11 protein-coding genes are annotated in these 11,784 nt (G+C 73.8%); 4 read left to right on the top strand and 7 right to left on the bottom strand.

The window, feature by feature from the left end; all coding sequences use genetic code 11:
- Nucleotides 1–6: 6 nt before the first annotated feature.
- From thrS to pgsA, 3 genes are read left to right on the top strand one after another with little or no spacing between them, the layout of a single operon-like run.
- On the top strand, nucleotides 7–2,025 hold the full coding sequence (gene thrS, locus ACUJ8O_RS08075; protein WP_445373297.1) for a threonine--tRNA ligase: 2,019 nt from the start codon (nucleotides 7–9) through the stop codon (nucleotides 2,023–2,025).
- Nucleotides 2,022–2,702, top strand: a complete 681-nt coding sequence (locus ACUJ8O_RS08070; RefSeq protein ID WP_036340811.1) for an HIT family protein — start codon at nucleotides 2,022–2,024, stop codon at nucleotides 2,700–2,702. Before thrS ends, ACUJ8O_RS08070 begins: the two co-directional genes overlap by 4 nt.
- The gene (gene pgsA / locus ACUJ8O_RS08065) at nucleotides 2,702–3,313 is read left to right on the top strand and encodes a phosphatidylinositol phosphate synthase (RefSeq protein WP_036340813.1); all 612 of its coding nucleotides are present in this window, start codon (nucleotides 2,702–2,704) and stop codon (nucleotides 3,311–3,313) included. The genes ACUJ8O_RS08070 and pgsA overlap by 1 nt, the downstream gene beginning before the upstream one ends.
- Before the next feature lie 25 nt (nucleotides 3,314–3,338).
- Here pgsA and ACUJ8O_RS08060 read toward each other — a convergent pair whose 3' ends face one another.
- From ACUJ8O_RS08060 to ACUJ8O_RS08050, 3 genes are read right to left on the bottom strand one after another with little or no spacing between them, the layout of a single operon-like run.
- On the bottom strand, nucleotides 3,339–3,857 hold the full coding sequence (locus tag ACUJ8O_RS08060) for an aminoacyl-tRNA deacylase (RefSeq protein ID WP_010078782.1): 519 nt from the start codon (nucleotides 3,855–3,857) through the stop codon (nucleotides 3,339–3,341).
- 7 nt (nucleotides 3,858–3,864) lie between these two features.
- Nucleotides 3,865–4,323, bottom strand: a complete 459-nt coding sequence (locus ACUJ8O_RS08055) for a SufE family protein (protein ID WP_036340815.1) — start codon at nucleotides 4,321–4,323, stop codon at nucleotides 3,865–3,867.
- A gap of 36 nt (nucleotides 4,324–4,359) precedes the next feature.
- On the bottom strand, nucleotides 4,360–5,253 hold the full coding sequence (locus tag ACUJ8O_RS08050; protein ID WP_036340817.1) for a sulfurtransferase: 894 nt from the start codon (nucleotides 5,251–5,253) through the stop codon (nucleotides 4,360–4,362).
- A 222-nt stretch (nucleotides 5,254–5,475) separates the two neighbouring features.
- Here ACUJ8O_RS08050 and zapE point away from each other — a divergent pair, with 222 nt between their 5' ends.
- On the top strand, nucleotides 5,476–6,531 hold the full coding sequence (gene zapE, locus ACUJ8O_RS08045) for a cell division protein ZapE (protein ID WP_036340820.1): 1,056 nt from the start codon (nucleotides 5,476–5,478) through the stop codon (nucleotides 6,529–6,531).
- Between the two features lie 75 nt (nucleotides 6,532–6,606).
- Here zapE and ACUJ8O_RS08040 read toward each other — a convergent pair whose 3' ends face one another.
- Genes ACUJ8O_RS08040 through ACUJ8O_RS08025 form a run of 4 tightly spaced genes read right to left on the bottom strand, consistent with a single transcriptional unit; the run spans nucleotide 6,607 to nucleotide 11,784 of the window.
- On the bottom strand, nucleotides 6,607–8,442 hold the full coding sequence (locus ACUJ8O_RS08040; protein WP_445373304.1) for a GNAT family N-acetyltransferase: 1,836 nt from the start codon (nucleotides 8,440–8,442) through the stop codon (nucleotides 6,607–6,609).
- Entirely contained in the window at nucleotides 8,376–9,311 is a 936-nt protein-coding gene (locus ACUJ8O_RS08035) for a penicillin acylase family protein (RefSeq protein ID WP_445373296.1), read from the bottom strand. Before ACUJ8O_RS08035 ends, ACUJ8O_RS08040 begins: the two co-directional genes overlap by 67 nt.
- Complete coding sequence (locus ACUJ8O_RS08030) at nucleotides 9,308–11,143, bottom strand: IucA/IucC family protein (protein WP_052520015.1); 1,836 nt, start codon at nucleotides 11,141–11,143, stop codon at nucleotides 9,308–9,310. The genes ACUJ8O_RS08035 and ACUJ8O_RS08030 overlap by 4 nt, the downstream gene beginning before the upstream one ends.
- Entirely contained in the window at nucleotides 11,140–11,784 is a 645-nt protein-coding gene (locus tag ACUJ8O_RS08025; protein WP_227717895.1) for a GNAT family N-acetyltransferase, read from the bottom strand. Before ACUJ8O_RS08025 ends, ACUJ8O_RS08030 begins: the two co-directional genes overlap by 4 nt.

Below are 11,784 nucleotides of genomic sequence, written 5' to 3'. Positions count from 1 at the left end.
AGCACCGTGTCGGAGCCGAAGAACATCCTGCTGACCGTGGACGGAGAGCTGCGGGAGGTGACGCACGGCACCACCGGCCTCGACCTCTTCCGCGAGAAGCCGACCACCGCCGTCATGCGGGTGGACGGCCTGCTCTGGGACCTGGCCCGCGAGATCCCCGCCGGCGCGTCCGTCGAGTCGGTGGACATCACGGAGCCCGAGGGCCTCGAGGTGCTGCGGCACTCCACCGCCCACGTGATGGCCCAGGCCGTGCAGCAGCTGCGCCCGGGCGCCAAGCTCGGCATCGGCCCGTACATCACGGACGGCTTCTACTTCGACTTCGACGTCGACGATCCCTTCACCCCCGAGGACCTCAAGCAGATCTCCTCGCTCATGCAGAAGATCGTGAAGTCCGGCCAGACCTTCCGCCGCCGCGTCGTGGACGAGGAGACCGCCCGCGCCGAGATGGCGGACGAGCCCTACAAGCTCGAGCTGCTCGGCAAGAAGGACGCCGCGGACACCGCCGGCGAGGGCGCCTCCGTGGAGGTCGGGGCCGGGGAGATCACCATCTACGACAACGTGGACCGCAAGACCGGCGACGCCGTGTGGTGCGACCTCTGCCGCGGCCCGCACCTGCCCTCCACCAAGCTCATCGGCAACGGCTTCGCGCTCACCCGCTCCGCCGCCGCCTACTGGCTCGGCAACGAGAAGAACAAGCAGCTGCAGCGCATCTACGGCACCGCGTGGGCCAGCAAGGACGACCTCAAGGCCTACCAGGAGCGCCTCGCCGAGGCCGAGCGCCGCGACCACCGCAAGCTCGGCGCCGAGCTGGATCTCTTCTCCTTCCCGGACGAGCTCGGCTCCGGCCTGCCCGTGTTCCACCCGCGCGGCGGCATCATCCGCAAGGAGATGGAGGACTACTCCCGTCGGCGCCACACCGAGGCCGGCTACGAGTTCGTCTACACCCCGCACATCACCAAGCAGCACCTCTACGAGGTGTCCGGCCACCTCGACTGGTACGCGGACGGCATGTTCCCGCCCATGCACATCGACGAGGTCCGTGATCCCGAGACCGGCGAGATCACCCGCCAGGGGCAGAACTACTACCTCAAGCCGATGAACTGCCCCATGCACAACCTGATCTACCGCTCCCGCGGCCGGTCCTACCGTGAGCTGCCGCTGCGGCTGTTCGAGTTCGGCTCCGTGTACCGGTACGAGAAGTCCGGCGTGGTCCACGGACTCACGCGCGTGCGCGGCATGACCCAGGACGACGCCCACATCTACTGCACCCGCGAGCAGATGAAGGAGGAGCTGACCACCACGCTCAACTTCGTCCTCGACCTGCTCAAGGACTACGGCCTCAACGACTTCTACCTCGAGCTCTCCACGAAGGACCCGGAGAAGTTCGTCGGCTCCGACGAGATCTGGGAGGAGGCCACCCGCACCCTCGCCGAGGTCGCGGAGGCCTCCGGTCTGCAGCTCGACCCGGATCCGGGCGGCGCCGCGTTCTACGGCCCGAAGATCTCGGTCCAGGCCCGGGACGCCATCGGCCGCACGTGGCAGATGTCCACCATCCAGCTGGACTTCAACCTGCCCGAGCGCTTCGACCTCGAGTACCAGGCCGCCGACGGCACCCGTCAGCGCCCCGTGATGATCCACCGCGCCCTCTTCGGCTCCATCGAGCGCTTCCTGGGCGTCCTCACCGAGCACTACGCCGGCGCGTTCCCGGCCTGGCTCGCCCCGGAGCAAGTCGTGGCCATCCCGGTGGCCGAGGCATTCAACGACTACCTGGACGACGTCGTCGCGAAGCTGCGTGCCGAGGGGATCCGGGCGCGCCTGGACGACTCCTCGGACCGCTTCCCGAAGAAGATCCGCACCGCGGCCAAGGAGAAGGCGCCGTTCGTGCTGATCGCCGGCGGCGAGGACAGGGAGGCGGGCGCCGTGTCCTTCCGCTTCCGCGACGGCACCCAGGACAACGGCGTGCCGGTGGAGGAGGCGATCGAACGCATCGTGAAGGCGGTGCGCGAGCGCGAGGTCACCCCATGACCAGCCCCGGCACCGGCGGATCCGACGCGCGGGCGCAGGCCCGCGCGTCGGCGGACGCCGCCGCCACGGACGGCTTCGAGCTGCCCGGCGCCCCGGACGCCTTCGAGCGGTTCTGGAACGCCCACCGCATGGCGTACGTGTCCAAGGGGACGGGCCAGGTCAAGGACGAGCACACCTGCCCGTTCTGCGCGGCCCCGCAGCGCGACGATGAGGACTCCCTCATCGTCCACCGCGGCCGCACCGCCTACGTGGTGCTGAACCTGTACCCGTACAACCCCGGTCACCTGCTCGTCTGCCCCTACCGCCACGTGCCCCTGTACACGGACACCACCACGGAGGAGGCCGCCGAGATGGCGGAGCTGACCCAGACGGCGATGCTCGCCCTCGGCCAGGCCGCCGGCGCGTCCGGCTACAACCTCGGCATGAACCAGGGGGCGGTGGCCGGCGCCGGGATCGCGGCCCATCTGCACCAGCACGTGGTGCCGCGGTGGACCGGCGACGGCAACTTCCTGCCGATCATCGCCCGGACCAAGAACATGTCGCAGACCCTGGGGGAGACCCGGCAGATCCTCGCGGACGTCTGGGACCGGGCCGCCCGGGACCACGCCGCGCGCCAGGCGGCCAACGCCCGTGCCGCGGGCGAGCATCCTCGCCCGGGGGCCGGAGGCCCCGCCTGATGCTGGACCGTCACGCGCGCGGCGTCACCACCCGCCTGTTCACCCCGGTGGCCCGTACGCTCCTGCGGGCCGGGGTCAGTCCGGACGCCGTGACGGTCGTCGGCACGCTCGGCGTGAGCCTGGGCGCGCTCGTGCTCTTCCCCCTGGGGCACCTGTTCTGGGGCACGCTCTTCATCACCGCGTTCGTGTTCTCGGACCTGGTGGACGGGATCATGGCGCGCGAGGCCGGGTCCACCGGCCGCTGGGGCGCGTTCCTCGACTCCACCCTGGACCGCGTGCAGGACGCGGCCGTGTTCCTCGGGCTGTGCCTGTGGGGCTTCGGCGTCGGCGCCGCACCCGCGGTCGGCGCGCTCTCCGCGGCCTGCCTCGCCCTGGGCATGCTCGTCTCCTACGTGCGTGCCAAGGCGGAGGCCCTCGGCTGGAGCGCGCACGTGGGCATCGCCGAGCGCGCCGAACGGCTCGTGGCCACCCTCGTGGTCGCCGGTCTCACCGGACTCGGTCTGCCCCCGGCCGTCCTGGCCGTCACCTTGGGGCTGCTCGCCGCCGCGTCCCTGGTCACCGTCGGCCAGCGCATGGCCGCGGTGCGCCGCCAGGCGCGCGACGACGCCTGACCGGCCCGGCCGCAGGACCCGCCCGTCAGCCCGCCGCGATCTCCGCGACGACGGCGCCCGTCACCTGCACGAGGTCGGCGGGCGCGATCTCCACATCCAGGCCGCGTTGCCCGCCGGAGACGTACATGAGCTCCGCGTCGAGAGCGGAGGAGTCCAGGACGACGGGGTGGGGCCGGCGCTGGCCCAGGGGCGAGACGCCGCCCCGCACGTAGCCGGTCCGGCGTTCGACGACGGCCAGATCGGCCAGGGCGAGCCGCTTGACGCCCAGCACCGCGGCGGCGGCCCGCAGGTCCAGCTGACCGGACACGGGCACCACGCACGCCGCGAGCGCACCGTCGGGGTCCGCCACCATCAGCGTCTTGAACAGTCGGTCGGCGGGCACGCTGAGCGCCCGGGCGACCTGGACGCCGAACCGCTCGCCGCCGGCGTCGAGGGCCACGTCGAAGGTGTGCAGCCGGTACGGGACCCCGGCGGCCTCGAGGGCGGCGACGGCCGGCGTGGCCGCCCCGTGCCGGGCGCCGCGATCCTTCTTGCGCTGGCCCACGGCGGACTCAGGCGATCCCGGCCTGCTCGCGCACGTTGCGCTTGATGCGGCCGAGCATGGCGGACATGCCGCGCAGCCGCAGGGGGGTGAGGGCCTTGGCCAGACCGAGGCGGGTGGGGATGTCCTCGGGCACGTCGAGGACCTCGAGGGCGCTCAGCCCGTCCAGGCCCTGGGTGAGCACGGAGGCGAAGCCGCGCGTGGTGGGCGCCTCCGGGGGAGCGGTGATGAAGAGGTGGACCGGGGCCTGCGGGCCGGGCTCACCCTCGAGCTCGACGGCGAGGAACAGCGGGGTCTGACACTCCACGACCTGTTCCATCTCGGCCTCGTGGCCGTCGTAGCGCTCCGGCAGCGCCGGCAGCTCGTCCGAGAACTCCAGCAGCAGCTCGAGCTTCTCGGGATCGGGCACCCCGGCGAAGTCGTCGATGATCTCGGCCAGGGCGGCGGGCACGGCGTGGTTCTCGGTCATGGTGTCCCAGTCTAGTGATCCACGCCGTGCCGGGGCTCAGCGCGCGGGGGCCTCGCCCGGCTCTTCGCCGACGGCGATCGGCAGGCGCACGGCGTTGCCCCACTCGGTCCAGGAGCCGTCGTAGTTGCGGACGTCCTCGTGGCCGAGCAGGTACTTGAGCACGAACCAGGTGTGGGAGGACCGCTCGCCGATGCGGCAGTAGGCGATCACGTCGTCGCCCTCCTGCAGCCCGGCGTCGGTGCGGTAGACCTGCTCCAGCTCGGCACGGGACTTGAAGGTGCCGTCCTCGTTGGCCGCGGACGCCCACGGCACGGACGCCGCCGTGGGGATGTGGCCGCCGCGCAGGGTGCCCTCCTGCGGGTAGCCGGCCATGTGCGTGGTCTCGCCCGTGTACTCGGGACGGGAGCGGACGTCGATCAGCGGGGTGGTCCCGATGGCCTGGAGGACGTCCTCGCGGGCGGCGCGCTCGGTGTGGTCGTCGCGCTCGATCACCGGGTACTCGGCGCGGGCCACGGTCGGGACCTCGCGGGTGGTCTCGCGTCCCTCCGCGATCCACTTGTCACGGCCGCCGTCCATCAGGCGCAGGTCCTCATGGCCGTAGAGGGTGAACACCCACAGGGCGTAGGCGGCCCACCAGTTGGACTTGTCGCCGTAGAACACCACGGTGGTGTCCCGGGAGATCCCCTTGGAGGCGGCGAACTCGGCGAAGGCCTCGGGGCCGACGAAGTCGCGGGTGACGGGGTCGTTGAGCTCGGTGTGCCAGTCGACGCGCTGGGCGCCGGGAATGTGGCCGGTGGAGTAGAGGAGAGCGTCCTCGTTGGACTCGAGGACCACGACGTCCTCGTCGCCGACATGGTCGGCGACCCACTGCGTGGACACCAGCTTCTCGGGGTGGGCGTACTCGGAGAACTTCGCGGCGGTATCGGTCATGGCACTGCCTTCCTTCGCGTCGGGCGGGCCCGCACGGGCCCGGGGCGGGCGGCACGACGACGGCGGGTTCCGTGTCCGTGCCCTGCACGCCAGATTACGGCACATCGGTGTCACGTAAGAGGGTAGGGGCCCCTCAGTCCGGGACACGCGAGGTCACATGGGTCGGGTCCGCGGCCCGATAGCATGGCCCGGAATCCCCGTCGTCGACCCTGGGAGTGTCCCGTGGCTCAGATCGTCCACCTCGCCGACCGTTCGCCGCAGGTCACCCCGGACCAGCTGCTGGCCGGCTTCCACCCGTCGTACCGCTTCGGCACGGTGTCCTTCGACACCTACATCCCGGACCCCGCGCACCCCTCGCAGGCACAGGCCGTGGAGCGGCTGCGCCGGTTCGCGGCAGACCTCGGCCGGGGCGGCTCGGGCGGCGGGTTCCTCGGCGGCCTGTTCGGCGGGAAGAAGCGGGCGGCGGGGCCGGCCGGCATCTACCTCGACGGCGGCTTCGGCGTCGGCAAGACCCACCTGCTGGCCTCGACGTGGCACGCGGCCCCCGGACCCAAGGCGTTCGGCACGTTCGTGGAGTACACCAACCTCGTGGGCGCCCTGTCCTTCCGCAAGGCGGTGGACGAGCTCAAGGAGTACACCCTCGTGTGCATCGACGAGTTCGAGCTCGACGACCCGGGGGACACCGTGCTGATGTCCCGCCTCATGCGCGAGCTGGCCGACGCCGGCGTGCGCCTGGTGGCGACCTCCAACACCCTGCCGGGCTCGCTCGGCGAGGGGCGCTTCGCGGCGCAGGACTTCAAGCGCGAGATCCAGGTCCTGGCCGACCAGTTCGAGGTCATCCGCGTGGACGGCGAGGACTACCGCCACCGCGGCCTCTCCGCCGCCCCGTCGCCGCTGGACGACGCCGCCGTCGAGGCCACCGCCCAGGAGAACTTCCCCGACGCGGGCGTGCTCGCCGTGGACGACTTCGCGGACCTCACCGCGATGCTCTCCCGCGTGCATCCCTCCCGCTACCGCGAGCTCGTCAAGGACGTGGACGTGCTCGCCCTCCACGACGTGCACACCATCACGGAGCAGGCCACGGCCCTGCGCTTCGTGGTGTTCGCGGATCGCCTGTACGACAAGGACGTGCCCGTCCTCGCCTCCGGTGTGCCTTTCGACGCCCTGTTCACGCAGGAGATGATGCACGGCGGCTACATGAAGAAGTACTTCCGCACGGTCTCCCGCATGACCGCCCTGGTCCGGGAGGGACAGACGGGCGTGGCCGAGCACAAGTGAGCCACCGCCCCTGACCGGCAGGATGACGGCGCGCACCCGAGGCGGGTGCGCGGCGTCGCCGTGTGCGGGGCCGGGTCAGCGCACGTCGCGGAAGCACAGCGCCGCCCGCTTGCCCGGCAGCTCGACCTCCCGGTCCACCGTGAAGCCCAGAGCCCGGGCGGTCTTCACGGCCCGCGTGTTGCGGACGTCCGGCTCGATCACGAGCCGACGCGTGCCGGGGCGTGCGCCCAACCAGTCCACAATGCTCCGGTAGGCCGTGGCGCGGGCGCGCCCCTGCAGGCCGCCGGGGGCGGTGATGAAATGGAATCCGAGGTCCCCGTCCCGCACCTCGTAGGCGCCGCCGACCTCCTCCGCGCGAGGGTCGTAGGTCTGCACGAGGGCCACGAGGGTCCCGCCGTGCCACACGAGGTGGTTCGCGTGGGTGGGCTGGAACTCGAGGAAGTCGTAGACCTCCTCGACGTCCTGCACGCTGTGCCCGCGCATCCCGTAGAACTCCGCCCGCGGCTCCGTGACGAGTGCGTGGATCAGCGGGGCGTCCAGGGCCGGGCGGACGCGCGTCATGGTCAGGCCCAATGCCCCGACGCCGACCTCGGCCACGATGCGTCCCGGAGGGGCCCCGCCGGGGACGGAGCGGGCGGGTGCGACGCCGCTGCCGGCGGACGGGGGGACGGGACGGGACGGCACGGGCAGCAGGCGGCCGGCGGCCCACGCGTCCAGCTGATCCGTCACGTGCCCGCCTCCGAGACCGGAGGCGCCGAACGGGACGACCCACCGGCTGCGGGTGCGGTCGCCGAGGTCGAACACGACCCGGGCCACCGGCCCGCGGTGGGTGCCGACGGCCAGGCCGGGGGCGTGCGAGGTGGCGCAGACCGCGTCCGCGGTGCCGCCCACCCGGACGGACCCGATCGTGTCGAGCACGTCGGCGAGCCCCGGCTCGTCCGGCCCGCCGGGATGCTCGTGCGTGAACAGGAACGGGGTCAGGGCATGCGCCTCGCCCCAGGTCCGGGCCGCGCCGTCGGGGCCCGGCGGCTCGGCGGCGTCGTCGACGGCGGCGACGGCGGCCCGCACGAGGTCCCTCGTCGACGCTGTGATCCCCAGGGCCGCGCGCAGCGGCTCCGGCCCGCGCTCGGCGAGCGCCGCGCCGACCCATGCGGCGGCGTCGCCCCACGGTGCCCACGGGCCGCCGAGCAGGGCCCGCGAGGCGGGCGGCAGGTGCGCGATCAGGGCGGCGGCCACCTCGTGCTCCACGAGGAGCCACCAGCGGGCCGCGGCCGATCCGGCGGCGGCGTCGCCGGCCCACGCCGGGACGGACTCCGCGGCCAGCACGCCGTCCGCGACGAGCGCGTCGACGGCGTCGGCGAGCCAGGCCCGCGGCGCGCCCGGGGTCCGGGTGTCCGTCTGCAGGGCGGCCATCGCGTCCACGGTCCGCTCCTGCGGTGCCAGCGCCTCGAGGGCTTCCCGGATGCGGCGGGACCGCCACGGCGCGCACGCGTCCACGGTGAGGCAGGCGGTGTCCGGGTGGGGCTCGTTGGCCGCCACCACGACGTCGTCCGCCGCGGCCGGCGCGGGCCAGCGCACCCAGCGCTGATCGAGGGACCCGTCGGCGGAGCCCCGGCCCAGCGCGGAGGCCCGCGCCGCACCCCAGGCCGAGCGTCGATCCCGGCGCCGCACGGCCCCGGCGTGCCGGGTGAGCACCGTCCGCCGGTCCGCGACGATCACGCGATTGACCGGCTCGACGTGCCCGTCCAGCACCGCGCAGGCCTCCGCGGCGCTCGCGGCCGTGAGCAGCCGGCGCGCGCTCGGCAGGCCGGTGTCGGCGCGGTCCCAGGCGGGGAACCGCATGCTCACCGGGCCGGCGCCGGGCACGTCCACGAGCCGCCCGCGCGGGGTGTGGGCCACCCGCACGTCCACGGGGTCGCCGCCGCGCACGTGCACCCGCTCGGTCCGGGCGTCGAGGACCTCCGGCCCCTCGGGGGCGTCCTGAGGACCATCTCGAGCGAGGACACCATCGCCGAGGTCGTCACCCACGCGACGTGCTCGGACTGCCCCACATGCGGGACGCCCGGCACACCGGGGAAGGCCAGGCCGACGACGTCGACGCGGTCCCGGGGACGCTCGGCCTCCACCACGAGGCGCACCTGCTGGTAGACGCCGGGCAGCTCGAGCAGCCGGTGCGGGTCGGCGGCCACGAGCGGAGCGCCCTCGGCGCCGACGCGCACCGCCCAGGCGTTCGAGCCGTCCGCGTCGGGGCGCGGCGAGATCAGCGCCGCGGCGAGCGCGGGGAAGCGCTCGGCCAGCAGGGTGCGGAACAGGGCGGCCGGCGCGTTGGTCAGCCAGACGTTGTAGCCCAGGTGCAGGGCGAGCGCCGTGTGCGGGTCGAACGGCAGCGGCTTCACCCCGTGGGCGGCGAACTCGGGCGCGCGCCGGGCCCCGGCGTCCAGCCCCGCGTTCACGCCGTCGGCGAACCGGGTGAACCAGGCCCGGTCCTCCGCGTCGTCGAGGGCGTCGAACGCCCGGCGGGCCGCGCCGTCCAGGTCCATCTGCCGGGCGGCGACGTCGTTCGCCACCGCCGGCGGGCCGAACACCTCGGCGCCCATGCCGGTGACCCGGCGGTGCTCGCAGTCGACCTGCCAGGCCCGCTCCGTCGCCACGTGCCACCCCTGGAGGTAGGCCAGCTCGGGCAGGGACGCGGCCACGAGCGTCGGCACGCCGTGCGCGTCCCGGTGGCAACGGCCCGCCACGTCACCCGTCGCCGTCCCGGTCCACGCGTCCGCGCTCATGCCGCGGCGTCCTGCCGGAGCTCCGCCAGCGCGCGGCGCAGCGGCGCGGACACCGGGTTGGCCAGGCGACCGGCGTAGAGCAGCGAGCCCGACGGGTCCGTCAGGTCCACCATCTGCGTGGCGTTCCGCAGCTGCAGCCGGTTCAGGCACGAGTGCGCGAAGTCCTCCGCGTCCAGGCCGAGGCGCTCCACATCCGCGAGCCCCAGGGCCGTGTACTCGGCGAGGACCCGCCCCACCACGGCGTAGAACTCCTCCGCCGGCAGCAGGGCGTCCGCGTCCATCACGTCGGCCAGATGGCGCAGCACGCCGTCCAGCATGTCCGTGAAGAAGGAGAGGGAGAGGTCCTCGTCGGTGAGGTCGATGCGGATGCGCCGGGTCTGCTCCGTGAGCGGGACGCCGTCCGCGCCGACCACCACCTCCTCCCCGATGTCCTTGAGGAAGGCGCCGGTGACCCGTCCCTCCCGCAGGCGGAGCACGATGTTCTCCCCGTGGGGCATGAACACGGTCGAGTAGGCGGCGGCCAGATGCACCAGCGGGGTCACGTAGGCCGTCACCACCCCGTGCAGCCACTGCGCCGCCGTCAGCCCCGAGCGCTCCACGAGCGCCCCCGCCACGGAGCGGCCCCCGCCGTCCCGGTGCAGCAGCGCCGCCATGGTCATGACCCGCTCGCCCTCCGCCAGGCGCGGCAGCGGACTCTCCCGCCACAGGGCGGCGAGCATCTTCGTGTGAGGACCCTTCGAGCCCACGGCATGGAAGGCGTCCCCGGTGTACCCGGCCGAGGCGTACTCCCGCAGCACCCCGAAGCCCCACCTCGCGAGCAGGGGGTCGGAGTCCACGAGGTCGGCCACCACCGCGTTGATCGCCGGGGTGACGGACATGTACGCGGGGGAGAGGCCGCGCACGAACCCCATGTTCTGCACGGACAACGCCGTCTTCAGCTGCGGGGCGTGCGGGTCGCTCGCGTTGAACAGGGTGCGCACCGCCTGCATGGCCGTGAACGCGTCCGGGTCTTCGCCCACGTGCACCAGCCGCCCCGCGGCGAGGTCGGGGGCGAACGCCACCTGGATCCGGTGCTCCCACTGCCACGGGTGCACCGGGATCAGCGTGTACGCCTCCGGATCGACGTCGAGCGCCGCCGCCCGCTCCGCCCACAGGCCCGCCACCGCCTCGGTGATCGGCGGGGGCGGCGCCGGCACGGCGGCGCCCGCGCTCGCGGTCTTGGGCCAGGTCCACCGTCCCCCGAGCTCGGAGGGGAACGCGAGCCACACCGGGTGCAGCGCCCGCCCGCCCTCGGGGGCGAACATCGCGTACTCCGTGGCCCCCCAGCCGATGCGGCCGTTGGTGGCCACGAAGCCCGGGTGTCCCTCGCTCATGGCGGCCTCCACCGCCGTGTAGTCCGCGTCCACCAGGTCGGCGGCGGACGGGCGCTCGCCGGCCAGGGTGTGGCACCGGGCGGCGAAGGTGGAGGCGAGCTCCTCGAGATAGACGTCCAGCGCCTCGCCGGCCAGCCCGAGCACCTCGGCCGCGTCGAGGACGAAGCGGTCGACGGCCACCGCGTCCGGATCCCCGGCACGGCACACCGAGTCCGGATCCACGCCGAGGTGCTCGAGCGGGAGGGCACGCGCGGTGAACGTCCACCGCACCCCGCCCAGGGTGAGCGTGTAGGCGTGGCGGCCGGCGTCGTCGACCCGCTCGCCGCGCACCGGCGTCAGGAGCCGCTCATGGGTGAACTCGCGGATCGCCTTGGCGACGAGCAGCCGGTGGGCGTGCCGGGCGGTCGGCGCCGTCAGCGCGTCCAGGCGGGACGGGGAGGACGGGGGGACGGGGGTCATGCGGACACCTGCCTGTCGGGGGTGAGGAGGAGCGGGGGCTCGGGGAGGGTGAGGTCCAGCCCGGCGGCGAGGACGCCGATCCGGCTGGCAGTGAAGGACTCGGGCGTGGCGATCGAGAGCATCGCCGTCTTGGATCCCAGCGCCACGGGACCGAGCTCCGTGAACCCGGCGGCCAGGTTCTTCGCCCGGATGGCGGCGTTGCGCTCGTCCGGCTCGACGACGACGCGCCGCGCCCCCGGCTGGGCCAGGCACCAGCGCACCACCGCGGCCATCACCAGGTCCGTGGTCCCGGGCACCGGGGTGTCCGTCGGGGCGACGAGCACGTGCAGGCCGATGTCGCCGGGCGCGCCCGCATACCGTCCGGCCAGCTCCGAGTGGGCCGGGTCGTAGACCTCCACCAGGAAGGTCGCGGTCCCGTCCACGAGCCCAACGTGCGCGTGGTGGTGCGGGTGCGCGGCGATCGCCTCGTACTCGGCCACGACGTCGGCCAGGCCCGCCTCCGTCATCTCCCAGTACACGGCGTGCGGGGACGTCACCCACCGGTGCAGCAGCGGATGGTCCTGCGCGCCCACGGGACGGAGCTCCACACGACGGGCCGCGCTCGCGGCCGCACCGTCCACGGTGGTCTGCGGCGGCGTCAC

This window comes from Micrococcus sp. EWR3.9.1 (assembly GCF_052615555.1).
This window is presented reverse-complemented; position numbering and strand designations above follow the sequence as displayed.